Annotated in this window: 24 protein-coding genes; 11 read left to right on the forward strand and 13 right to left on the reverse strand. The window is 58.2% G+C overall.

Going from position 1 to position 23,959, the window contains the following annotated elements; all coding sequences use genetic code 11:
* The first annotated feature begins 110 nt into the window (after positions 1-110).
* Positions 111-1,016, forward strand: a complete 906-nt coding sequence (locus tag RSQ48_RS13680; protein ID WP_003802334.1) for a LysR substrate-binding domain-containing protein — start codon at positions 111-113, stop codon at positions 1,014-1,016.
* Between the two features lie 29 nt (positions 1,017-1,045).
* On the opposite strand, the gene RSQ48_RS13685 is transcribed toward RSQ48_RS13680, so the two are convergent.
* The 4 genes from RSQ48_RS13685 to RSQ48_RS13700 form a co-directional block, all read right to left on the reverse strand.
* Positions 1,046-2,233, reverse strand: a complete 1,188-nt coding sequence (locus tag RSQ48_RS13685) for an acetate/propionate family kinase (protein WP_131070855.1) — start codon at positions 2,231-2,233, stop codon at positions 1,046-1,048.
* Positions 2,230-3,225, reverse strand: coding sequence for a phosphate acetyltransferase (locus RSQ48_RS13690; RefSeq protein WP_003802340.1), 996 nt, complete (start codon positions 3,223-3,225; stop codon positions 2,230-2,232). The genes RSQ48_RS13685 and RSQ48_RS13690 overlap by 4 nt, the downstream gene beginning before the upstream one ends.
* Positions 3,226-3,471: 246 nt before the next feature.
* The gene (locus RSQ48_RS13695) at positions 3,472-3,939 is read right to left on the reverse strand and encodes a DUF1348 family protein (RefSeq protein ID WP_003802342.1); all 468 of its coding nucleotides are present in this window, start codon (positions 3,937-3,939) and stop codon (positions 3,472-3,474) included.
* Between the two features lie 61 nt (positions 3,940-4,000).
* Positions 4,001-4,918: a LysR family transcriptional regulator gene (locus RSQ48_RS13700; protein ID WP_003802344.1), complete on the reverse strand. Its 918-nt coding sequence runs from the start codon at positions 4,916-4,918 to the stop codon at positions 4,001-4,003.
* A 97-nt stretch (positions 4,919-5,015) separates the two neighbouring features.
* Here RSQ48_RS13700 and RSQ48_RS13705 point away from each other — a divergent pair, with 97 nt between their 5' ends.
* From RSQ48_RS13705 to pyrF, 7 genes are all read left to right on the forward strand, one after another.
* A complete protein-coding gene (locus RSQ48_RS13705) occupies positions 5,016-5,717 on the forward strand; it encodes a pirin family protein (protein WP_003802346.1) in 702 nt (233 codons plus the stop codon).
* Between the two features lie 312 nt (positions 5,718-6,029).
* Complete coding sequence (locus tag RSQ48_RS13710) at positions 6,030-7,175, forward strand: sensor domain-containing diguanylate cyclase (protein ID WP_003802348.1); 1,146 nt, start codon at positions 6,030-6,032, stop codon at positions 7,173-7,175.
* Positions 7,176-7,295: 120 nt separating this feature from the next.
* Positions 7,296-8,723 (forward strand): indoleacetamide hydrolase, encoded by a 1,428-nt coding sequence (gene iaaH / locus RSQ48_RS13715; RefSeq protein ID WP_003802350.1) that lies wholly within the window; start codon positions 7,296-7,298, stop codon positions 8,721-8,723.
* A gap of 321 nt (positions 8,724-9,044) precedes the next feature.
* On the forward strand, positions 9,045-9,332 hold the full coding sequence (locus tag RSQ48_RS13720) for a co-chaperone GroES (RefSeq protein WP_003802352.1): 288 nt from the start codon (positions 9,045-9,047) through the stop codon (positions 9,330-9,332).
* 34 nt (positions 9,333-9,366) lie between these two features.
* Complete coding sequence (groL, locus tag RSQ48_RS13725) at positions 9,367-11,013, forward strand: chaperonin GroEL (protein ID WP_003802354.1); 1,647 nt, start codon at positions 9,367-9,369, stop codon at positions 11,011-11,013.
* A gap of 154 nt (positions 11,014-11,167) precedes the next feature.
* Complete coding sequence (locus tag RSQ48_RS13730; protein WP_003802355.1) at positions 11,168-11,551, forward strand: diacylglycerol kinase; 384 nt, start codon at positions 11,168-11,170, stop codon at positions 11,549-11,551.
* A 5-nt stretch (positions 11,552-11,556) separates the two neighbouring features.
* Positions 11,557-12,384, forward strand: coding sequence for an orotidine-5'-phosphate decarboxylase (gene pyrF, locus RSQ48_RS13735; protein ID WP_003802357.1), 828 nt, complete (start codon positions 11,557-11,559; stop codon positions 12,382-12,384).
* A gap of 220 nt (positions 12,385-12,604) precedes the next feature.
* On the opposite strand, the gene RSQ48_RS13740 is transcribed toward pyrF, so the two are convergent.
* Positions 12,605-13,867 carry a CaiB/BaiF CoA transferase family protein gene (locus RSQ48_RS13740; protein WP_415301894.1) on the reverse strand — a complete coding sequence of 421 codons (1,263 nt, stop codon included), beginning with the start codon at positions 13,865-13,867 and terminating at the stop codon, positions 12,605-12,607.
* 25 nt (positions 13,868-13,892) lie between these two features.
* Positions 13,893-14,879: a Bug family tripartite tricarboxylate transporter substrate binding protein gene (locus tag RSQ48_RS13745; RefSeq protein WP_003802360.1), complete on the reverse strand. Its 987-nt coding sequence runs from the start codon at positions 14,877-14,879 to the stop codon at positions 13,893-13,895.
* Between the two features lie 149 nt (positions 14,880-15,028).
* On the opposite strand from RSQ48_RS13745, the gene RSQ48_RS13750 reads away from it, so the two are divergent.
* Positions 15,029-15,829 carry an IclR family transcriptional regulator domain-containing protein gene (locus RSQ48_RS13750; RefSeq protein WP_003802362.1) on the forward strand — a complete coding sequence of 267 codons (801 nt, stop codon included), beginning with the start codon at positions 15,029-15,031 and terminating at the stop codon, positions 15,827-15,829.
* 8 nt (positions 15,830-15,837) lie between these two features.
* Here the strand turns inward: RSQ48_RS13750 and RSQ48_RS13755 are convergent, their stop codons facing one another.
* From RSQ48_RS13755 to ribBA, 6 genes are read right to left on the reverse strand one after another with little or no spacing between them, the layout of a single operon-like run.
* Positions 15,838-16,344 carry a CinA family protein gene (locus RSQ48_RS13755; RefSeq protein WP_003802364.1) on the reverse strand — a complete coding sequence of 169 codons (507 nt, stop codon included), beginning with the start codon at positions 16,342-16,344 and terminating at the stop codon, positions 15,838-15,840.
* Entirely contained in the window at positions 16,341-16,862 is a 522-nt protein-coding gene (locus tag RSQ48_RS13760; RefSeq protein ID WP_415301895.1) for a phosphatidylglycerophosphatase A, read from the reverse strand. Before RSQ48_RS13760 ends, RSQ48_RS13755 begins: the two co-directional genes overlap by 4 nt.
* 9 nt (positions 16,863-16,871) lie before the next feature.
* Positions 16,872-17,834 (reverse strand): thiamine-phosphate kinase, encoded by a 963-nt coding sequence (gene thiL, locus RSQ48_RS13765; protein ID WP_415301896.1) that lies wholly within the window; start codon positions 17,832-17,834, stop codon positions 16,872-16,874.
* A 13-nt stretch (positions 17,835-17,847) separates the two neighbouring features.
* On the reverse strand, positions 17,848-18,363 hold the full coding sequence (gene nusB / locus RSQ48_RS13770) for a transcription antitermination factor NusB (RefSeq protein ID WP_051010438.1): 516 nt from the start codon (positions 18,361-18,363) through the stop codon (positions 17,848-17,850).
* On the reverse strand, positions 18,317-18,835 hold the full coding sequence (ribH, locus tag RSQ48_RS13775) for a 6,7-dimethyl-8-ribityllumazine synthase (protein ID WP_003802371.1): 519 nt from the start codon (positions 18,833-18,835) through the stop codon (positions 18,317-18,319). The genes nusB and ribH overlap by 47 nt, the downstream gene beginning before the upstream one ends.
* 14 nt (positions 18,836-18,849) lie before the next feature.
* Positions 18,850-20,016: a bifunctional 3,4-dihydroxy-2-butanone-4-phosphate synthase/GTP cyclohydrolase II gene (gene ribBA / locus RSQ48_RS13780; RefSeq protein WP_003802373.1), complete on the reverse strand. Its 1,167-nt coding sequence runs from the start codon at positions 20,014-20,016 to the stop codon at positions 18,850-18,852.
* A 115-nt stretch (positions 20,017-20,131) separates the two neighbouring features.
* Here ribBA and RSQ48_RS13785 point away from each other — a divergent pair, with 115 nt between their 5' ends.
* Together RSQ48_RS13785 and RSQ48_RS13790 are read left to right on the forward strand one after the other, a co-directional pair.
* On the forward strand, positions 20,132-20,959 hold the full coding sequence (locus tag RSQ48_RS13785) for an IclR family transcriptional regulator (protein ID WP_003802374.1): 828 nt from the start codon (positions 20,132-20,134) through the stop codon (positions 20,957-20,959).
* A gap of 120 nt (positions 20,960-21,079) precedes the next feature.
* Entirely contained in the window at positions 21,080-22,609 is a 1,530-nt protein-coding gene (locus tag RSQ48_RS13790; protein WP_415301897.1) for a CHAD domain-containing protein, read from the forward strand.
* A gap of 135 nt (positions 22,610-22,744) precedes the next feature.
* On the opposite strand, the gene ftsY is transcribed toward RSQ48_RS13790, so the two are convergent.
* Positions 22,745-23,827 (reverse strand): signal recognition particle-docking protein FtsY, encoded by a 1,083-nt coding sequence (ftsY, locus tag RSQ48_RS13795; RefSeq protein WP_415302358.1) that lies wholly within the window; start codon positions 23,825-23,827, stop codon positions 22,745-22,747.
* Positions 23,828-23,959 lie beyond the last annotated feature (132 nt).

The raw sequence follows: 23,959 nt of genomic DNA on the forward strand, positions 1-23,959 counted from the left end.
GGCTATCTTGCACATCATTCTGTGAGCGGGGACAAGAGGGGTCAAACGATAATTCCAACTCAAGTCATTCCTGAATAGAATGACTCAACGTTTTCCCTTAGCTAGCCGGTATGTCCATTCCCAAGCGCTTTCTTCCCCCCATGCACGTCCTGGTGGCCTTTGAGGCTGCTGCACGCCTGGGCAGTTTCACAGCCGCGGCAGGCGAGCTGAGTCTGACCCAAAGCGCGGTCAGCCGGCAGATCCGGCTACTGGAGGAAATACTGGGCGCGGACCTTTTCATCAGAGAACGCCAAACCGTTCGTCTGACCCAGGCTGGCAGTACCTACGCCCAGGAACTAAGCGATGCACTGCGGCGTATTGCCAATGCCACCTTGGGATTCAAAGCCAATCCCCACGGCGGAACACTGAATCTGGCGATCTTGCCAACGTTCGGTACACGCTGGCTTGCCCCCCGATTGCCAGCGTTTCTTGCCACGCACCCGGGCATCACCATCAATCTGCTCACGCGCCTGCAGCCCTTTGACTTTCAAATGGAACATGTGGATGCCGCCATCCATTACGGCCTGCCCGACTGGCCGGGAGCCCATCTGGATTTTCTGATGTCAGAAACGGTGGTGCCGGCCTGTAGCGTCGGCATGCGCGAGCACTATCGGTTTGAGACGGCCGCGGATTTGCTCAAGGCCCCCTTGCTGCATCTGGTTTCGCGGCCAGATGCGTGGGAGCGCTGGTTCGGCGCCAACGGCGTGGAAAACGTGCGTATTCACGGCATGTTGCTTGACCAGTTTGCACTGATTACGCAAGCCGCCATTTCCGGCCTTGGGATTGCGCTGCTGCCCACCTTCCTGTTCAAGCAGGAGCTGGAGCGGGGTGATCTGGTTCTGGCGCTGGACTCGCCCTGCACGAATACGGAAGCCTATTACCTGGCATGTCCAGCGGGACGCGGTGATTATCCCCCCCTGCTCGCGTTTCGGCAGTGGCTGCAGGAAGAAATCGGTCGTGAACGCGCCCCGGCCTGACGCCGGGGCCTCAGGCAGCCCCTGCGATGTTAGGGGCTTGCCCGCACCAGAGCGAGAGACTGCTCGGCAATCACCCGTTCCTCATTGGTAGGAATGACCAGAACCCTGACCGGGCTGTCGTCTGTGGAAATGACGGTTTGCCCCTTCTGGTTACGTATCGGATCAATTTCCACTCCCAGCCATTCCAGGTGCTGCGCAATGCCTGCACGTATGGACGGGCTGTGCTCGCCAATACCTGCTGTAAACACCAAGGTATCGAGCCCCTTCAGGGCCACGCATAAGCCAGCCAAGTTCTCGGCCGTGTGGTAACAAAAGTATTGCACGGCCAGTTTGGCTCGCGGATCATCGGACGCCTCCAGTGCCCGCATATCAGCCTGTTCGCCCGACAGGCCTTTCAGACCGGATTGGGTGTAGAGCACGGACTGAATCTCGTCGTGATCCATGCCCTGCTCCAGCATCCACAAGACCACGCCGGCGTCCAGACGTCCCGGCCGTGTGCCCATCGGCAAACCATCGAGTGCGGTAAACCCCATGGTGGTATGCACGCTGCGCCCTTCTTTCAGGGCACAGGCCGAAGCGCCCGAGCCCAGATGAGCCACGACCACCCGCCCATCGGCCAGCTCGGGAAACTCCTGTCGCAGGTGCTGTGAAATATAGTGGTAGGACAGGCCGTGAAACCCGTAGCGGCGCACACCCTGCTCAAAGAAACGTTCCGGCAAGGCGAAATGCTGCAAATAAGGTACATGCCCCTGATGGAACGCCGTGTCCAGACAGGCCACCTGAAAAATTTCCGGATAGTGCTCGAAAATCACTCGCACTGGAGCCAGATTGTTCTGCTGATGCAAGGGAGCCAAGGGTGAAAGACTGTCCAGATAGGCCAGAACCTGCGGCGTCAGGGGCACGCTTTTGTCGTAACGCGCACCGCCATGCACGATACGATGACCCACCGCAATGGGCCGACCCTCCACATGCTCCAGTAACCAGCGTGCCACCAGAGCTTGGGCTGTGTGCAAATCTCTGGCCTGCTCAGCGGCCAGATCCTGCTTGATCAGGGACTGCCCTTGCGCATTCTTGACCTTGAAAGCGGGCTGGGTACTGCCAATGCCCGAGACCTGGCCGCCAAACTCAAAGTCAAGCTGGTCGCCCGGCTGAACCTGGTACATATGAAACTTCAGGCTGGAGCTGCCCGCATTAACAACCAGAATCTGCTCGCTCATGAATGCTTGGCCTCCAAGGCAACTTTACGCTCCAGATAGCCGGCATAAATACTGGCCACCGCGCAAGAGGCCAAACGGGTCTGTGCACTGTCGGCGCGACTGGTCAGAATAATGGGCACACGCGCGCCCATCACAATACCGGCTGCCTGCGCACCGGATAGAAAAGTCAGATTCTTGGCCAGCATATTGCCCGCTTCCAGATCGGGGGCCACCAGAATCTGCGCCTTGCCCGCCACTGGCGACACAATACATTTGATGCGTGCCGCCTCGGGGCTGATGGCATTGTCCAGCGCCAAGGGGCCATCCAACACCGCCCCGGTAATCTGGCCGCGGTCGGCCATCTTGCACAAGGCGGCGGCTTCCAGCGTGGTCGGGATTTTTTCCGTCACCTGCTCGACGGCAGACAGGATGGCCACCAGCGGTGTACCCAGCCCCAGTCCATGGTGCAGATCAATGGCGTTTTGCACAATGTCCGCCTTGGTGCTCAAGTCCGGAAAAATATTGATGGCGCCATCGGTCACGAACAAAGGCTCGGGGTAACGGGGCACGTCCATAATAAAAACATGGCTCAGACGGCGTCCCGTGCGCAAACCCTTGCCCCCGGTACACAGCACGGCCTGAATCAGCTCATCGGTATGCAGGCTGCCCTTCATCAGCAGTTGCGCCCGTCCCGCCAGCACCTCTTGCACCGCCCGCTCGGCCGAGGCATGGCTGTGAGGCGTATCAATCAAGGTGATTCCTTCCAGACTCAAACCATGTTGCGCCGCCACGGCATGCAAACGAGCCTGCGGTCCCACCAATACGATATCGAACAGACCTTGTGCCCGAGCCTGCAAGGCTGCCCCCAAAGACACGTCGTCGCAGGGATGAGCCACCACACAAATCCGCTTGGGCTCTTTGCGAGCTTGCTCGATCAATCGGGAATAGTGACTGGACGGCGCGGGGCAATCCGCCGCCTCTGCGGTCGCACTCAAGCCAGCAGGGTGATTCATGATAGAGGACTCCTTGAAGTTAAAGGAAGGCTAACTCAACACTAAACCATTTATTCGCCCGTCTGTCTTTGACGGCGAACAGGGAAACTTCAATATTTTTACCTCTATTCATTTCAGGCCAGTACGGCTGAGACATCGAGATTACAGATTTAAAAAATCCGGTTTGGCGTTGACCAGACCGGATTTGTATTGCGTGGGGAGGTATCCACGGACCTTGTCCCGTTTCCAAGGACTCAGGACTTGAAATTACAGACCTAATTCACTCAAACCGGGATGATCGTCGGGGCGACGCCCCAAAGGCCAATGGAACTTGCGCTCGGACTGGGCAATAGCCACATCGTTAATACTGGCATGCCGTACCGCCATGTAGCCATGCTCATCAAATTCCCAATTTTCATTTCCATAACTGCGCCACCATTGCCCGTATTCATCCTGCCATTCATACGCAAAGCGCACCGCGATTCTGTTTTCATGCCAGGCCCATATTTCTTTGATCAAACGATATTCACGCTCTTTTTGCCATTTACGTTCTAAAAAAGATTGGACCTGATCGCGTCCCTGCGGAAATTCGCTGCGATTGCGCCAGCGCGTATCCACGGTATAAGCCTGCGAAACCTTGACCGGGTCACGGCTATTCCAGGCATCCTCTGCTGCGCGTACTTTCTGACGGGCGCTGTCCAGATCGAAGGGGGGCAAGGGAGGACGTTTATCCATGGTGATCTCCTAGAAAACAAGGGTGTAGCGGACAGTCTAACGGCAAAACGTAAGCGGTCTTTTACGGACTATCCTCTGCCCAGGGCGCACGCTCAAAACTGGCCACCAGAAAATCGATAAAGGCCTGCACCCGAGCCGGGCGCGAGCGGCCAGGCGGAGTGAGCAAATGCAAAGTCAGGCTGGGCAGATCCCATTGCGGCAAGACCACTTCCAGCAAACCTTGCTCGACCAGGTCACCGAGCAGAAACTGCGGCAGCACGGCCAAGCCCAGCCCCTGCAGCAACGGCGCCATCAAGGCCTGGGCATTATTGACCTGCAAGCGGCAAGGCACCGTTTGCGAGTAGTGCTCGGCCCCTTGCTGAAAGCGCCAGACGCTGCCTCGTCGCTCGTAGGCATAGCGCAGACTGCTGTGCCGGGCCAAATCGCTGGGATGCGCCGGCCTGCCATAGTTGGCCAGATAGGCAGGGGCCGCGACCAAACGCAAACGCAGATTGCACAACCGACGCACTAAAAGACTGGAATCGTCCATCGTGGAGATGCGCAAGGCCATGTCAAAGCCCTGCTCGACAATATTGACCTGGGCATCATTAAAGTGCAGATCCAGCAACACCGCGGGGTGCTGCTTCATAAAGGCTGGCAGCAAAGGCGCCAGATGCTCGAGCCCAAAAGACATGGGCGCCGCAATCTTTATCCGCCCTTGCAGGCTTTCCCACTGATCGCGCGCCAGCGCTTCAGCACCTTGCCCAGCGGCCAACACAGTTTGCGCCTGCTCCAGGCTGGCCAGACCGGTCTCTGTCAGAGATAGACGCCGAGACGTGCGGTGAAACAAAGAAATATTCAGCTGCTTTTCCAGCCGGGCGATGGCCTTGGAGACAGTGGGCTGCGACAGGCCCAACACCTCGGCTGCCTGGGCAAATGAGCCGGTTTCAGCGACAGTGGCAAAAATCGCCCAGGCCTGAAGATCGGGGAGCGTTTTCATGTAATTTTTGGAATAAATACTATGCTATTAATTCTATTTTATTACGCCAACAAGCGGCCTAGAATGTTTTTCAATACGCAAAATCAAGGAGCGCATCATGATTGAACATCGGCCTTTTAATGAACTGGGCGGCGCCAACCACGGCTGGCTGGACGCCAAGCACCATTTTTCCTTTGCCAATTATTACGATCCCGCCCGGATGGGCTGGGGGACGCTGCGTGTCTGGAACGATGACACCATCGCCTCCAATACCGGTTTTCCCCCTCACGATCATGCTGACATGGAAATCATCACGTATGTGCGTGAAGGGGCCATCAGCCACCAGGATAGCCTGGGCAACAAAGGGCGCACCGAAGCAGGCGATGTGCAGGTCATGAGTGCCGGCACCGGTATCCGGCATGCCGAGTACAACCTGGAAAGTGTCACAACCCAGATTTTCCAGATCTGGATTCAGCCAGCGCGCCGTGGCCTGCCTCCCGCATGGGGTGCCAAACCTTTTCCCAAAGCGGAGCGCTCGGGTCAGTTTGTGGCCTTGGCCAGCGGTTTTGACAGTGACACGGAAGCCTTGCCCATTCGTGCCCAAGCCCGGGTACTGGGAGCGACCCTGCAAAAAGGTCAGCGCACCAGCGTATCGCTGCCAGCCGGCCATCTGGCCTATCTGGTGCCTGCCAAAGGACGGGTTTTGGTCAATGGACTCGAATTAAATGCCCGTGACGGGGCCGCGATCCGCCAGGAAACGTCCCTGGATATTCAGGCGCTGGACGATGCAGAGCTGGTATTGGTTGAAACAGCACCATAAAAAAAGTGGTCGCAGCCTGCCAAGGGGGGGCCACGACGGCTCCCCCCTTCTTTATTGACACGAGGGACACCGTTAGCGGCAGGACTGGTTCTGCTTTGGGGTTTAAAGCGGGCTGATACTTCCCCGCAGTCTGTTCCTGCAAGCGCCTAATTACCTGCCCAGTCTCGAAAAAGATGCATAAAGCAGATCAAAACGTCCTCTTTTGCACGATTAAAGTGTTTGTTCTCAAGCATCAAACGTTTGTCACACGGCAATATCGTTACAATTGTTGTAACGCCGGTTTTTAACCTTTTTTATTGCACGTCACTTACCGTGTCCTCACCCAATCAGTATTTCGTTCTGATCGTCCCTGCCTGTGCGGCTTTGCTGGGCATCGCCATGATCTACTGCTGGAGCCGCCTGCGCGATCACCGTTATCTGCTTTGGATTGCCAGCGGTTATATCGCCACCTCCATTCCCATGGGCATTCACAGCCTGATGCCCACCGAGCTGCTGGCCCGCTGGACCCTGCCCTTATCTTCCATGTATCTGCTGGGGGTATGGGCAATGGCCCAAGGGGTGGCCTTACGCTTTGGAGGGCGCAGTCATGCCGGCGGGGCCTGCCTGATCATGGCCACGACCTTGGGCCTGCTCTTTTATTTTTCCCGCGTCGATGATCAACTGTGGCTGCGTTTGCTGATCCTGAATTCGGGCCTGGCCTTGCTGGTTGCCTTGCCGGCCAAAACCATCCTGTATGGACACGCACCCACTCTGCCCCTTCGTACCTTGCTGCGGGCCTCCTACCTGATCGTACTGATCTATGCCTTTATCCGCGTTGCCATTTTGGCGACCGTCATTCCCCATGATGGGCAATTGGAACTGACTCGCTCGGGCTTTTGGCTGCTCATGCTGGCAACCAATATGTTCATCAGCATCTGGCTGGCGCTAGCCATCCTGACCAGCACGGCCATGTCCATTGTTCAGACGCTGGACCATGAACGCAGCCGGGACCCGCTGACGCGTCTGCTCAACCGCCGTGCTTTTTTTGAACAGGTCAAAAAACGCCTGGAACTGTATGGTCACAACGGCTGGGCCGTGCTGACCTGCGATCTGGACCATTTCAAGTCACTCAATGACACCTGGGGACATGCCGCTGGTGACCGGGCCCTGAGGGAATTCGGAGCCTTGCTGGCTCGGACGGTCCGACAAGACGATCTGGCAGCCCGCTTCGGCGGCGAAGAGTTTGTCATGCTGATACGCAGCACCAGCCTGCATACGGCCGTCCTGGTGGCCGAGCGCCTGCGCAGCAGTGTGATGAATCTGCCCATTGCCGCTACCGCCCATACGCTGACAGCCAGCTTCGGAGTCGTGCAGCTCAACAGCAATGGCGACATCAACCAGGCGATTGAACAGGCAGACCGGCTTTTATACGAGGCCAAACATGCTGGCCGCAACAAGGTCATTTGGCGAGCAAGCTAAGCCCAGTCCTGTGCTTGCTGATACCCTTAACGTCTCTTTTTATTCAAGACAGCCCTTATAGAGGCTGATTGATTTCACGATCACAGGCAGGGGCCAGTACCGGCCCCCAGGAGAGACTCCATGGCATTGACCGAACTTAGCGCCAGCGAACTGCTGGCAGGGCTGGAAAAGCAGCAATTTAGCGCCCGCGAAATTGCAGAAGAGCTGCTGCAGCAATCCCAGAAAATGGCCCATCTGGGCGGTCTGGCGCACCTGGACCCGGCGCTGTTTTATCAGCAGGCCGATCAATCCGACGCACGCCGCGCCCGTGGCCAGGCTCTCGCCCTGGACGGCGTACCACTGGTGTTGAAAGACAACCTGAACACCACCGACATGCCCACCACCTCCAGCACGGGCGCGCTACAAGGCCGTTTTCCTCTCCAGGATGCGCAGATTGTCAGCCAATTGCGTCAGGCTGGTGCCGTCCTGCCGGCCAAAGCCGTGATGCATGAGCTGGCCTTTGGCATTACCACCAACAATGCCACCACAGGTCCGAGCCGCAACCCGTATGATCCCAACCGCATTCCCGGTGGTTCGTCTGGCGGTACGGCTACCGCCGTTGCTGCCCGTCAGTTTCCCGCTGGCCTGGGCACCGATACCGGCGCCTCGGTCCGTTTGCCTGCCTCCCTGTGTGGCTTGTACGGCTTTCGTCCCACGGTAGGCCGATACTCGGGCCAGGGCATTGTGCCCCTGTCTCCCACCCGCGATACGGCAGGCCCCATGACGCGCAGCCTGGCGGACATCAGTTTGCTGGACTCCGTTCTGTGCCAGAAAGCCCCCTCCCTCATTGCCACGCCGTCCTTGAAAGAACTGCGTCTGGGCGTGCCGCGTGATAGTTTCTGGAAAAATCTGGATGCGGGCGTGGCTAAGGTCACCCTGGCATTCCTGGATGATCTGCAAAAAGCCGGGGTGACCTTGGTAGAGGTCGACCTGTCGCCACTATTGGCCCGGAATGCCCGTGTAGGCATGCCGATTGTGCTGTACGAGACCTTGCAGACCTTGCCTTTATACCTGGCTGAAAACAAGTACGGCATTGGGCTTGACGAGCTGATTGCGGGCATCAACAGCCCCGACGTGAAGGAAATCTTTGATGCCATAACGGGCGACTACACCATCAGCCAAGAGGCTTATGAAGAAGCTCTGAACCTTGACCGCCCCCTGATGCAGCAAGCTTACACCGACCTTCTGCGCAGCTCCGACATAAGCGGCCTGATCTTCCCGACGACTCCTCTGACAGCCTGCCCGATCGGCGACGATGAAACCACCCTGCTCAACGGCAAGGCGGTGCCTACCTTCAATACCTATATTTCCCGCACGGATCTGGGCTCCAACCTGGGCGCACCGGGCATCTCTTTGCCTGTCGGCCTGTCGGCAGGTTTGCCGGTAGGCATATTGGTCGAGGCCGATATTGGCGCGGACGATCACTTGCTGGCCCTGTGCCGGGCTATCGATCCGTTGTTGCCAGCGACACCCGCGCCAGATTTGAGCGCAGGCGCAAGCACGGTCTGAACCTGTGGGGAGCGACGCCCGTAGCCTGGCAGGACGTTGAAGCAAATTGAAAGAGGCCCCGCCCGATCTGCCCTGACATGAATAAACGCGTATGCTGAAGGGGGACGAACCGCAAAGCAGGATGCTGACGCTTGCCGTCGCCAGGCCTTTGTGTCCCCTGAAGCTCCACGCCCCAGGACAAATATGTAACAACACGACCCGGGTGCTCTTGAAATTAGAAAAGTCGTCCCTATAATTAGCACTCGAAGGGGCAGAGTGCTAAAACGCCTCGCCCCCAAAATCGGACCAACAACTAAAGTCATCTTAAACAGGAGTTTCTCCATGGCACTGCGTCCTTTGAACGATCGCGTGATCGTCAAGCGTCTGGACAACGAACGCACCACCGCTTCCGGTATCGTTATCCCCGAGAGCGCGACTGAAAAGCCCGATCAAGGCGAAATCCTGGCCGTTGGCCCCGGCAAGAAAACCGAGGACGGCAAGGTTCTGGCGCTGGACCTGAAGGTCGGCGACAAAGTTCTGTTTGGCAAGTACTCCGGCCAATCCGTCAAGATCGACGGCGAAGAGCTGCTGGTGATCCGCGAAGAAGAAATCTTCGCCGTGATCGAATAAGTACCGCCAACGAAAATTCAATAGGATTCAAACCATGACTGCAAAACAAGTTTACTTCGGCGACGACGCACGCACCCGCATCGTACGCGGCGTCAATGTTCTGGCTAACGCTGTTAAGACCACCATGGGCCCCAAAGGCCGCAACGTTGTTCTGGACCGCTCCTTTGGCGCTCCTACCGTGACGAAAGACGGTGTGTCCGTTGCCAAGGAAATCGAACTGAAAGACAAGTTCGAGAACATCGGTGCTCAACTGGTTAAAGAAGTTGCTTCCAAAACCTCCGACAATGCCGGTGACGGTACCACGACCGCTACGGTTCTGGCCCAGGCCATCGTTGAAGAAGGCCTGAAGTTTGTTGCCGCCGGCATCAACCCAATGGACCTGAAGCGCGGTATCGACAAGGCTGTCAGCGTAGTGGTTGACGAACTGCGTCAACTGTCCCGTCCTTGCACCACCAGCAAGGAAATCGCTCAGGTCGGTTCCATCTCCGCCAACAGCGACCACTCCATTGGTGAAATCATCGCCAATGCCATGGACAAAGTGGGCAAGGAAGGCGTGATTACCGTTGAAGACGGCAAATCCCTGGAAAACGAGCTGGACGTGGTCGAAGGCATGCAGTTTGACCGCGGCTACCTGTCCCCTTACTTCATCAACAACGCTGACAAGCAAGTTGCTGTTCTGGACGATCCGTTTGTTCTGATTTTCGACAAGAAAATCTCCAACATTCGTGACCTGCTGCCCGTACTGGAGCAAGTTGCCAAGACCAGCCGTCCTTTGCTGATCGTTGCTGAAGACGTGGAAGGCGAAGCTCTGGCAACTCTGGTTGTGAACAACATCCGCGGCATCCTGAAGACAACCGCTGTCAAGGCTCCTGGCTTTGGCGATCGTCGCAAGGCCATGCTGGAAGACATCGCTATCCTGACTGGCGGTACCGTGATCTCTGAAGAAACCGGTATGTCCCTGGAAAAAGCGACGCTGGACGACCTGGGTCAGGCCAAGCGCATTGAAGTGGCCAAAGAAAACACCACGATCATCGACGGCGCTGGCAACGGCACCGACATCGAAGCACGCGTGAAACAGATCCGCGTCCAGATCGAAGAGTCCACCTCCGACTACGACCGTGAAAAACTGCAAGAGCGCGTGGCCAAGCTGGCTGGCGGTGTTGCCGTGATTCGCGTGGGTGCTGCCACCGAAGTCGAAATGAAAGAGAAGAAAGCCCGCGTTGAAGACGCCCTGCACGCAACTCGCGCAGCCGTCGAAGAAGGTATCGTTCCTGGTGGTGGCGTTGCACTGATCCGTGCTCGCGCTGCTGTTGCCGAACTGAAGGGCGACAACACCGATCAGGACGCCGGCATCAAGCTGATCCTGCGTGCTATCGAAGCTCCTTTGCGCACCATTGTGACCAACGCCGGCGAAGAAGCCAGCGTGGTTGTGAACCAAGTGGCCAGCGGCACCGGCACCTACGGCTACAACGCCGCTACCGGCGAGTACGGTGACCTGGTCGAGCAAGGCGTCCTGGACCCCACCAAGGTAACTCGCACTGCCCTGCAAAACGCAGCGTCGATCGCCAGCCTGTTGCTGACTACCGAAGTGGCTGTTACTGAAATCGTGGAAGACAAGCCTGCTGCTGCCATGCCTGACATGGGTGGCATGGGCGGCATGGGTGGCATGGGCGGCTTCTAAGCCATCTATCCGTACCCCGGTCCGGGCAGAAATTGATCACTTCTGCCCTGATCGCTACGCTTTTAGTTCAAAAACCGGATGGATTTTTCCATCCGGTTTTTTTTCGTTCAAGCAAACCCCTATAATCAGGGCACTTCAATCTGCAGCTTCCTTCATGTCAGACTCTCCGTTCAAAAGCAAAGGTGGTTTGGGCCGCCTATTCAATGCCTTGCGCTACTCCGGCCAAGGTCTGGCTGCCGCCCTGCGCCATGAGGCCGCCTTTCGTCAGGAACTGGCGCTGGCCGTCATCCTGACGCCGCTGGCATTCTGGCTGGGAGAAAGTCCCGTGCAGATTCTGGTCCTGCTGGCCACACTGGTCTTTGTGCTGGTGGTCGAACTGTTGAACTCGGCTCTGGAGGCGCTGGCCGACTCCATTACCCTGGAGCATCACCCCTTGATCGGACGGGCCAAGGACCTGGCCAGCGCCGCCGTCCTGCTATCCCTTATTTTTGCTGGCGCCGTCTGGCTCAGCTTTTTATATAGCCGTTTACTTTCCTGATTCCCATGACATTCATAGAAAAACTGAACCGTGCCTGGACGGACAACCAATCCATGTTGATGGTGGGTCTGGACCCGGACCCTGCCCGTCTGCCTTTGGAGCTGGCCGGCAAACCCGGAGCGATTTACGAATTTTGCAAGGCGATTGTGGATGTTACCGCCGACTACACCTGTGGCATCAAACCGCAGATCGCCTACTTTGCCGCCCAGGGCGCCGAGGATCAGCTGCAAGACCTGTGCGACTACATCCGCAACCGCTACCCCCATCTGCCCATCGTGCTCGATGCCAAGCGCGGAGACGTAGGCTCAACGGCAGAGCAGTATGCTCGCGAAGCCTTTGAGCGCTATCGCGCAGACGCCGTCACAGTCAGTCCTTATATGGGTTTTGATTCCGTCGAGCCTTATCTGGAACACCAGGACAAGGGCGTAATCGTGCTGTGCCGTACCTCCAACCCCGGTGGTTCGGACCTGCAATTCATGGAAATGGCTGACGGCACTCCCTTGTATCTGCATGTAGCCAGCCTGGTCGCAGAGAAGTGGAACACGAATGGTCAATGTGCTCTGGTGGTTGGCGCCACCTTCCCTGAAGAAATTGGCAAAGTACGTGCCCGGATTGGTGATATGCCATTGCTGGTACCTGGCATCGGCGCGCAAGGAGGGGATGTAGTCGCCACCGTGGCCGCTGGCATGGACTCACAAGGCAACGGCATGATGATCAATTCCTCGCGTGCCGTCCTTTACGCCAGCCGCAGTGATGACTGGCGGGACGCCGCACAGGCCGCCGCCATTGCCACACGCAATGCCATTAACGATGCCCGCAATAAACAACGCTGAACCCTGTATCTCGCCACTTGTTAAAGCAACAGGCAGCCGGTGCCTCAGCCCAGGCACCGGACCGCAGCGACAATCGCGAAAATAAGGACAGAAATGATGGGGACTGTGGTGGCGACCGAGACAAGGACAGGAATCGCGCCAGCCACCCTCTATCAATAAAAAAAGCCCTGTTCATCGAGATACCATCTCGATGAACAGGGCTTTTCACCAGGCGCTCGATTCAGCCAAGCGAAGGCTGCTGTTTTTCACGCCACTGTTTCAGCTCAGGACTCTGAGCGCCCAGCAGACTCTCCAAAGCCTGATCGGTATGCTCCCCCAGCTGGGGCGGAGCCATGCGATAAGAGACCGGGCTATCCGAAAAACGCATGGGGCTGGCTGTCATGCTGACTTTTCCCGCCTGACTATGGTCCAGCTCAATACGCATCTTGCGGGCCTGCACCTGCGGGTGCGAGAACACCCCATGCAGGTCATTGATCGGCCCGGCTGGCACGCCGATCTTGTCCAGGGCTTCCAGCCAATAAGCACTAGGATGCTTCTGCATTGCAGTGCTCAGGATTTGCTCCAGCTCATCACGATGCTTGACCCGCTGACTGTTAATGTTGAAACGCGAATCCTCAACAATCTCCGGGTGACCAATCGCTTCGCAGTAAGCCGCGAACTGACGGTTATTACCGATAGCCACAATGATGTGACCATCTTCTGTCGGAAACACCTGATACGGCACCAGATTCTGGTGGGCGTTGCCTGCCCGCCTGGGTGCCTGCCCGCTGACTAGATAGTTCATATTCTGGTTTGCCAGCATGGCAACCTGACAATCCAGCAGGGCTATATCAATATGCTGCCCCAGGCCGCTGCGCGTGCGCTCGAACAGGGCAGCCAGAATGCTGCTGGTGGCATACATGCCCGTCATCAGGTCCGCCACGGCAACCCCCGCCTTCTGGGGGCCACCACCGGGCTTGTCATCACGCTCGCCCGTCAGGCTCATCATGCCACCCATGGCCTGGATCATGAAGTCATAACCCGGACGCTCGGCATACGGACCTGTCTGGCCAAACCCGGTAATCGAGCAATAAATCAGGCGAGGGTTGATTGCTTTCAAGCTGGCGTAGTCCAGCCCGTATTTAGCAAGGCCACCCACCTTGAAGTTCTCCACCAAAATGTCGCATTCCCGTGCCATGGCACGCACCACGTCTGCCCCTTCCTGGCTGGCAATGTCCAGACTGATCGACTGCTTGTTACGGTTGGCCGACAAGTAATAGGCCGCCTCAGCCGTATCTTCCCGATCGGGGGTCTGCAAAAAGGGAGGGCCCCAGGCGCGCGTGTCATCACCCGTTTCGGGACGCTCGATCTTATATACATTGGCCCCCAGGTCCGCCAGGTTCTGCGTACACCAGGGACCGGCCAGAATCCGGGTCAGGTCCAGAACCCGGATTCCCTCCAAGGGGGCGGGACGCCTAGCATCACAGGGCTGCTGATCGCTCACGTTACAGTGCTCCATTTAACAACCATTAGTCCAGCGTGATATTGGCTTGCTTGATCAGACTACCCAGCTTCTCGTTCTCCTGTTGCAGAAACGCGGCGTACTCGGCAGGAGTGGACGACTTGATCTCCACGCCTTGGCGGCGAAACGTTTCCACAAACTCGGCATTCTGGCTGACGGCTTTCATGGACTGGCTCAAACGCTCCACAATTTGGGCCGGGGTGCCGCTGCTGACATGAAAACCAAACCAGGCCGTCACGTTATAGCCCTGGTCCAGACCCAGTTCCGCAAACGTGGGGACCTCTGGCAACAACGAGGAACGCTCGGGCCCGGACACGGCCAAGGGACGCACCGTATTGGCGTTGATATGCGTGATCGCCGTTCCCATGCTGTCGAACATGAAAGAGATGTGACCACCGAGCAGATCTGTCATCGCAGGCGCACTGCCTCGGTAGGGAGCGTGAATCACATCAATATCCGCCATCGTGGTGAAAGCCGCTGCCGACAGGTGCGAGGAGGAACCGTTGCCAAAGGAAGCGTAGGTCAATTCTTCAGGATGGGCGCGAGCATACTGAATAAGCTCTTGACCGGACTTGAAGGGGCTTTGCTGAGCGTTCACCACCAACACGTTCTGACCTTCCGCCACCAAGGACACCGCCGTTAAATCCTGCTCAGGCTTGTAAGGCAATTTCTTATAGAGATGGTTATTGACGACGGCCTGACCCACTGCCGCGAGCAGCACGGTGTAGCCGTCGGGCGCGGATTTGGCAACAAAGTCCGTGGCAATAATTCCACTTGCGCCAGGCTTGTTTTCCACGATGATGATCTGACCCAGGTCCTCGGACATTTGCTGTGCGACACCGCGCGCAATCACATCAGTGACCCCACCCGGCGTAAAAGGCACAACCAAACGAATGGGCTTGTCGGGGTACGCCGCCTGAGCACTCAGCGCTGTGAGCAAAACACCTACTCCGGCTAGAAACGGAACCCATTTATGGGTCAGAACATTCTTCATGTATCACTCCAAACTTATTTTGTTCGATAATCGAACTTGATTATTAAGCTGCTAAGTCTTGTTTTTTTTACAATTTATCATCGATAATTCTCGACAATCCCAACAAGTTCGTTAATCGAACAAAACAAATTTGGCCCCTTCATCTCGCCATGACAAAAACCAAAGAGAGCGCCCCCGCCACCATCAACTACAAAGGCGATCCAGACTATATGCAGTCACTGGCCCGTGGCCTGCAGGTTATTACCGCTTTCTCTGACCGCAGGCGACCCTTGCGCGCCGCTGAAATTGCCTTGAAGACCGGCTTGGCACGGGCCGTGGTACAGCGCTGTCTCTATACCTTGCAGGCGCTGGGCTATGCCGAACAGGATGGGCCGTTCTGGAAGCTGCGCCCGGCCATTTTGCAACTGGGCCATGCCTATTTTTCGTCAACCTCAATCGTCAGTCTGGCCCAGCCCATACTGGACGATTTGAGTGACAGGGTCGGGGAAACCTGCGCCTTGGCGTTGCTGGACGGGGACGAAATTCTGTATCTGGCGCGCGCCCAGCGGCAACGCGTGCTGACGGTCTCTCTGGGCCTGGGAAGTCGTCTGCCCGCGCATTGCACCTCGATCGGACGCATGATGCTGTCCCAGCTGCCACAAAGCAGGTTGGAGGCATATCTGGAACTGGCGCCGTTCAAAATCATGACGCAATACACCGCCCATACGCGCGAAGCCTTGCTACGCGAATTAAAGCAGGTTCAGGAGAAAGACTATTCCCTGATCAAGGAGGAGCTTGAACTGGGTTTGACGGCCATAGGCGTTCCCGTACGCAGCGCCAGCGGACGCGTCGTAGCGGGAATGAGCATCAGCATCAAGGACTGGCAGGACTCGGAAGAAAAGCTGATCGAACGCTGCCTGCCAGAACTTCGTTCGAGCGCCCGGCAGCTGGGTTTGATGCTGCCGGCCTGACGCAGAAATCAGGCGGGATTGAGCATGGTCAGCGCACTGGTCAGCGCATATTCCACGGCCTGCTGACGGATTTGCGCCCGGTCGCCGTTAAAGATGCGGGCAGAAGCACGGGTCACAATCCCATCGCCACGGCGCTGGGCAAAGCCAAAGCACACCAGTCCGACCGGTTTGCCGGGGGTCGCGCCATCCGGGCCGGCAATGCCGGTTGTCGAAATCGCCAGTTCTGCATCCGCGCTGGCTTCGAGCGCACCGGCTGCCATTTCCATGGCGGTCTCTTCGCTGACAGCCCCGAAACGATCGAGGGTTTCCTGGTTGACGCCCAGCTCCTGCACCTTGGCCTTGTTGCTGTAGGTCACCAGGCCGCGTTCAAACCAGGCGCTGGAACCGGGCAAGTCTGTCAGGGCTGCGGCCAGCAGGCCGCCCGTGCAGGATTCGGCACAGGCCACCATCCAGCCACGATCGTTAAGGGCTCGCCCCAAGGCCAGGGCGGCGTTGCCGTGCTCGTGTTCGCTCATGAGAAAACTCCAAAACGTACCAGAACCGCCATCCCCAACAAGGTGTACGCTGCGGCCAGCAAATCATCCCACATCACGCCAAAGCCGTTATGCAAACGGCGATCAAAATAGCGGATAGGCGCAGGCTTGAGAATATCAAAGAAACGAAATAACGCGAATGCAATTGCCTGCGCCAGCCAGGTCTGCGGGATCAGCCACAACACCAGCCAGAACGCCACCATCTCATCCCAATTCATGCCACTGTGGTCAGACACGCCCAGATCGTAGCCGGTACGGTGACAGGCCCAGCAGCCCAGAAAAAAGGAAACGGACAGAAAAAGGGCCATATGGGTATCAGTCAGCACGTGCAGACCCAGAACCCACAAAACCCAAGCCAGCACTGTGCCCCAGGTGCCCGGCCCCGGGCGCAATACCCCCGTGCCACCGCCAAAGGCGATCAGACGCCAGGGTTTTTTCACGACCCAATCCAGGGTGGGACGTTGAATAGGATTCAATGAAGGGTCCGGAAAGGTGCTCATGACACAGCCTCAGCCACCAAAATGATCAAAACCGCCCTGGGCAGGAGCAGGATGCAAGCCCTGTTGATCACGCACATACACCCCGCTGCCACGCTGCATGGTGCCCACGCGGCTTAGCGACACACCCTCGCGCTGGGCCAGTGCCATGACGGACTCTCTTTGCTCGGGCGCTGCCGTAAAACAAAGTTGAAACACATCACCCCCCACCAGTGCCGCTTCGCGTTGCAAGGAGGCAGGCAGTCCCAGCAAGGCGCGGTCCAGCGGCAAGGCATCCCAATCCAGATGAGCGGCGCATTGGCTGGCTGTGGCGATATGCCCCAGATCCTGAACCAGACCGTCGGAAACATCAATGGCGGCGTGAGCCACGCCTGCCAGAGCATGCCCCAGACGATAGGGCGGCCAGGGCTGCTCCAAGGCTGCGCGGCTGGCAGCCAGACGCGCAGGGTCTGCCGCCAAACGTCCTTGCAGCAGACGCAAGGCAATGTCTGCTGCCCCCAAGGTACCCGTCAGCCAGATATCGTCACCTGGCCGGGCCGCGCTGCGCCGCAACGCCTGCCCCGCCGGGACTTCGCCCAGTACCGTAATGCTGATCACGACCCCTTGCCGGCTGCGCGTGGTATCGCCACCTATCAAAGGGCATTGCGCCTGATCGGCCAGTTGGAATAAACCGGCGGAAAAGGCCTCTAACCATGGGGGACGGACGTCAGGCATGGACAAGGCCAGCAGGCACGCCCGTGGCTTAGCTCCCATGGCACCCAGATCCGACAGATTCACCGCCAGCGCTTTGTGTCCGAGCAAGAAAGGGTCGACGTCGGCAAAGAAATGCTGACCTTCGATCAGAAGGTCCACGCTGCTGGCCAGTTGCCAGCCCGGCGTCGGTGTAAAGAGGGCGCAGTCATCGCCCACTCCCAAATAGCCTTCGGGAGCGGGACGATTGAAATACTGCTGGATAAGACCGAACTCGTTCAGCACGGCGCGCCCTGCTTTAGCGGCGGGCCTGCTTGGCGACTTCAGGGGCGCGTACGTCGGCAGCCAGTTTGTCCAGCACGCCGTTCACGAATTTGAAGCCATCGGTACCGCCAAAGGATTTGGCCAGTTCAACCGCTTCATTAATGGCAACACGGTAAGGCACTTCAACGTGATGCACCAGTTCGTAGCTGCCAATCAGCAAGATGCCGTGTTCAATGGGAGAGAGCTCTTCCAAAGGACGGTCCACGTACGGCAAAAAGCGCTCGCGCAGCACGGGGGCCTCGCGCATGACGCCAAACAGCAGGGTTTTGAACCAGGCTGCATCGGCTTCGCCAAACTCCTCGTCACCGCGGATATGGGCGTCGATGGAGGTGGCTTCCTGCAGGCCATCAGCGCCTCGCAACAGCCAGGAGTAGATGCCCTGCAGGGCAAATTCGCGCGAACGGCGGCGCGCGGATCGTCCGTTGGCCTTGGCGGCCGGGACTTTATTTGTCGTCGTCAAGATCTTCGTCCTCGTAATCTTCGTCCTCATCGTCGTCCAGCTCAGGCTCGAGGACGGCGATAAGATTGCCCAGTTCGACCGCTGTACGGGCGCACTCGCGACCTTTTTCAGCAGCGCGAACTTCGGCTTGTTCATCTGTGTTGGTGGTCAGTACCCCGTTGGCAACCGGGATGCCGGTGGCCAGGGAGACCTGGGTAATGGCCGACGCACTTTCGTTGCTGACCACTTCAAAGTGGTAGGTGTCGCCACGAATAACCGCGCCCAGCGCGATCAGGGCATCAAACTCGCCGGTTTCAGCCATCTGGCCCAGCGTGATGCCCAGTTCCAGCGCGCCCGGAACGGACAGAACCGTTACATCACGCTCGTCCACGCCCAAGGCTTCCAGCTCTTTCAGGCAGGCTTCCAACTCGGTCAGGCCGATGGATTCGTTGAAACGCGCACGCACAATACCGATGTGCAGACCTTCCCCATTCAGGTCAGGGGTAACAATGTAAGGATTCATGTTGGAAGCTCCGCTTAGGATTGAGAATCTGGTTCGCTATGGTAACCCGTCACGGTCAATGCAAACCCGGCCATGCTTGGCATTTTACGTGGTCGCGACATTAAACGGGCCTTGCCAACATTGAGGTCACGCAAAATCTGTGCACCAATCCCGTAGGTGCGCAGATCGTTGCGGCTGGAGCGGCCTCGTGGCGCCTGGGCCGGACTGTTCTCGCCCCAGGCCTGGATCTGCTCAAAACCATGTTCCTCGGAGCTTTGGCAGTTCATCAACAGCACCACCCCGCTGTCCGATTGGGCAACCGTACGCAGCGCCACGGGCAAGGTCCAGCTATGCCCCACATCCCCTTCGATCAGTACATCCAGAACCGTAGTCGGTTCATGCACGCGCACCAAGGTTTCCACCTCTGGCGTAATCTGGCCGTGTACCAGGGCCAGATGCAGGCCCCCGGAGGACAGGTCGCGATATGCGTGACACTCGAACTCGCCATACGGTGTCTTGACGGGCTTTTTGTGCAGGCGCTCGATCATGGATTCGTGCTCGCTGCGATATTGGATCAAGTCCGCAATCGTCCCCACCTTGATGCCGTGTTCACGAGCAAAGACCAGCAGGTCCGGCAGGCGGGCCATGGTTCCGTCCGGATTGAGCACTTCGCAAATGACAGCAGCCGGGGTCAGACCCGCCATGGCCGTCAGGTCGCAGCCCGCCTCGGTATGCCCGGCGCGCACGAGCACGCCACCCTTGGCCGCCTTCAGGGGAAAGATATGACCGGGCTGCACCAGATCCGCAGGACGCGCATCACGCGCCACGGCGGCCTGGACGGTACGGGCGCGGTCAGCAGCGGAAATACCGGTTTCCACGCCTTCCGCCGCCTCGATGGAGACGGTGAAATTGGTGCCAAAGCGCGTGCCGTTGCGCGTTGCCATCAAAGGCAGGTCCAGTTGGCGGCAACGCTCTTCAGTCAGGGTCAGGCAAACCAGACCACGGCCATGCGTCACCATGAAGTTGATCGCCTCGGCATTGACGAACTCGGCGGCCATCACCAGATCGCCTTCGTTCTCGCGGTCCTCTTCATCAACCAGAATGACCATGCGACCTGCGCGCAGTTCCTCAACAATCTCTGGAACGGGAGCGATTGGACTGGTACCCAGGTGACCAGCGTCGGACTGAATTTCTTGATTCATCGTGCTCTTTGCTCAGACAGATAATAATTAAGGCCATTTTACGACACCCGGGCCCCCGCGGGCAGCTTGATTAGTCGGTACACTTAAAGACCGTGTCAATCCGCTCCAAACCTCTATGACCGAACCCATTTTGCCTGCTCTGGACGAAAAACGTCGTCGCATCCAATCCATTGAAACAGGCTTTGGCCTGTTGAAAGTGCTGGTGGACAGTGGTCAGCCCATGATGTTGCGCGATCTGGCCACTCGGGCAGGCATGAGCTCGGCCAAGGCCCACCCTTATCTGGTCAGCTTTACCAATGTAGGACTGGTACAACAGGCGCCGGCTACCGGACTGTACGAGCTGGGGCCTTTTGCCTTGCAGATGGGGCTGGTCAGCCTGCAAAGTCAGAACCCGCTCAAGATCGCCCTGCCTGTGGTGCAGGCCTGGGCCTCGCGCATCGGCCATACCTTGGGCGTGGCGGTGCTGGGTTCGCATGGCCCCACCATGGTTCACATCAGCGAGGCCAGCTACCCCGTGCATGTGAACATGCGTTGTGGAACCGTGATGTCCATGTTGCACACGGCCACCGGCCATGTCTTTGCCGCCTGGTTGCCCCCGGAAGTGGCCCGCCACTATATCGAGCGCGAGGCGGGCGACAGCGCCGTTGTCACCAGTATCAGCCCTTTGCGCCCCGCCCCCAAAGCACTGACAGCCATGTTGGAAAAAATCCGTGAGCAAGGGGTGGCTCAGGCGTTGGGCAACCCCCTGCCGGGTATTGATGCCTTGTCCGTTCCCGTGTTCGATCACTCCGGTCATATTGTGCTGGCTCTGACCAGCCTGGGCCCGAGCACCTTGTTTGATGCCAGTCTGGACAGCCCTATCCTGGCTCAGTTGCGACAGTGTGCCAGCAGCATCTCTCATCAGCTCGGTTGGCGTGACCCTTTGGACAGACCCTCTTTGTAAGCGCAGACACGCCTGCAAACATTTATACGGGGTGTCCGCACTTCAAGTTTGTTGGCTTTACATGCAAAATAAGCGTTTTATCCGCCCACCTCTTGTGGGTGACACCTCGAGTGCGATGCTGTGCTAGAACAAGAACTGAAATTTTTTGTACCCGAGAGTGCCCGTCCCGGTTTATTGGCCGCTTTTGACGCGGTACGAACGGGTAGCATTACCTTGAACGCCATCTACTTTGATACCCCCGAGCGCGAACTGGCGCTATCGGGTATCGCTCTGCGACTGCGCAAGGAAGGTGAGCAATGGGTTCAAACCGTCAAGCTGCCCGGTCCCGATACCCTGTCCCGAATTGAGATCAATCATCCTCGACCAGGTCCCGAACTGGACCTGAGCCTGTATCAGAACACCCCGGCACAGGCCGCCCTGGCCCGGCACTCCGGGCAGATTCAGGCCCGCTACCAGACGCGGATACAACGTGAGCTGGCCCGAATCAGGCAAGGACAGTCTGAACTGGAGCTGGCCTACGATGTGGGCCATATCGAATCCCAGGGCCTCAAGCTCTTGGTCAACGAACTGGAAATCGAGCTCATCAGCGGTGAAAGCCTTGCCATGTTCGAGCTCGGGCAGCGCTGGCTGTACAAGCACGGCCTGATCCTGGAAATGCGCAGCAAGTCTGAACGAGGCGATGCACTGGCCAGTCTGGTGGATCGGCGCCGAGCCAAATCCGAGAGCCTGGACTTGTCTCCCTCACAAGTGGCCGCTGCCTTGACGCGCAAGGCGTACGACCTGCCCAAACCCCATGTTGTCGACGCCAAGGACCTGGAGCAGTTCTACTGTCTGAGCGCCACCATGAGCCTGGAGCAGGTCATTCGTAATGCGGCCCTGCTGGCAGGCGTGGATGGCATCCGCCCGGACGTCGCCCGCCAGGCTGATTATCTGGCCTTGATGCGTGTGGGCCTGCGCCGTCTGCGCTCCTGCCGCAAGCTGTTCAAGATGTGGCTGTCGGCCAGTGAAGGCTATGCCAACACCCGGTTGACCCATTATTTCGGCTTGTTTGGCAAGGCACGCGATCATGATCTGGTGCATCTGGAGATCACTCCCTTGTTACTGAAAGCAGGCATGCCAGGCCCCGCTCCGCAGCCCCAACCTGCCCACCTGGAACACGACCCCGTTCAACTGGCCAGTGCCGCCGAATTCCAGTCTTTGCTGCTGAGTAATCTGCAAAGTCTGATCTGCGGCCCCACGCTGGAACTCAATGGCGTGCCGGAGCCGCAAAACCTGATCGAGGCACGCATCAGCCGCTGGTTTCAGACGATTCAGTTGCGCAGCCAGCGCTTTGCACAGATCAGCCAGGACAAACAGCATCGCCTGCGTAACCGAATCAAAAGCCTGCGTTATTGCCTGGAGTTTTTACCCAGCGCGGCCGACAAGCAAGGGTTGCACAAGGTCTTGCGCGAGTGTCAGGCCCTGATCGGAGCCGTAACGGATGTCGATGTTGCGCTGGACTGGTATGCACAACATGCTGCCAATCCCGAGCAGGCGCAGTTCGCACGTCAGTGGCTGACCCATGCTCGCCAGGGTCGTGCGGCCCATGCCCAGCATGCCCTCAATGCCTTGGATCAGCATCAGCCGCACACTGAGCTGCTGCGACGCTAAGGGCCCCGTGAGGGAAGAAACAATCCTGCAGCAGTAGCGTGCTGGGTAGCTACACGGTGAGCACGGGCGAATAGCGCAAAAAAAACCGGCGATTCCCTTAAAAGGATATCGCCGGTTTTTTTATCAGGCGTGGACTTAGGCGTTCATACCCAGCAAGGCCGAAGCAAACTCGCGCGCCACAAACGCTTGCAGATCCTGCATACCCTCGCCCACCCCGATCCAGTACACGGGAATGGGTCGAACGCCCTGAGCACAGGCGGCAACCGCCGCCAGCGTCCCGCCTTTGGCCGTGCCGTCCAGCTTGGTGACCACCAGGCCCGTCAGACCCAAGGCGGCATCAAAGGCACGAATCTGGGAGATCGCATTCTGTCCGGTATTGCCGTCCACAACCAGGAGTATTTCGTGTGGCGCCTGGCCGTCCGCCTTGCCGATGACGCGCTTGATCTTTTTGAGCTCTTCCATCAGGTGCAGTTGAGTCGGCAAGCGGCCCGCGGTATCCACCATGACCACCCCCATATCTCGGGCACGGCCCGCGTGTACCGCATCAAACGCCACGGCGGCGGGATCTCCCCCGTCCTGGGCAATCACACTGACGTTATTGCGCGCCCCCCATTCAATCAGTTGCTCACGCGCCGCCGCACGAAAGGTATCGCCCGCCGCCAGCAGGACTTTTGCGCCCTGCTCCTGAAAGGTGTGCGCCAGCTTGCCAATGGACGTGGTTTTACCCGCACCGTTAACACCGGCAATCATGACCACCAGGGGTTTGCCCGAACCGAGTGGAAAGGACTTCTCCAAGGGCTTCAAATGATCGGTCAGGATGTCACACAGAATTTGCTTGACCTGGGCTGCATCGCTGACTTTTTCCTTGCGTACACGCGCACGCAAGGCGGTAATCAGCTTTTCCGTTGCCTCCACGCCGGCATCGGCCATCAATAAGGCATCTTCCAGCTCCTCAAACAAGGTTTCATCAACCTTGGCACCGACAAACAGACTGCTCAGACTTTGACCGGTGCGCGACAAGCCCTGTTTCAACCGGGACATCCAGGAGGTTTTCACCACAGGGGCGGCGGCTTCTGGTTCTGGGGTCGGAGCTGGTTCAGGCTGTGGCGCGGGGGCCGGTGCGGGAACAGGAGCAATCTCTGGCTCTGGTTCTGGCTTTGGCTCCGGTTCAGGGATCGGTTGCACCTCGGGCTCAGGAGTCCGATCTGGCTCCGGCACAGGTTGCACCTCCGGCTCAGGGGTACGAACGGGTTCAGGTACAGGCTGTACTTGCGGTTCGTAGACACGCGCAGGCTCGGGTGTCGGAACACTGGCAGGGGTCGGTTGTGGCACCTCTGGCTGCGTGGGCGT

Origin of the sequence: Alcaligenes sp. SJTW-7 (assembly GCF_047716895.1) — a bacterium.
Taxonomy (GTDB): Bacteria; Pseudomonadota; Gammaproteobacteria; order Burkholderiales; family Burkholderiaceae_B; genus Alcaligenes; species Alcaligenes ammonioxydans.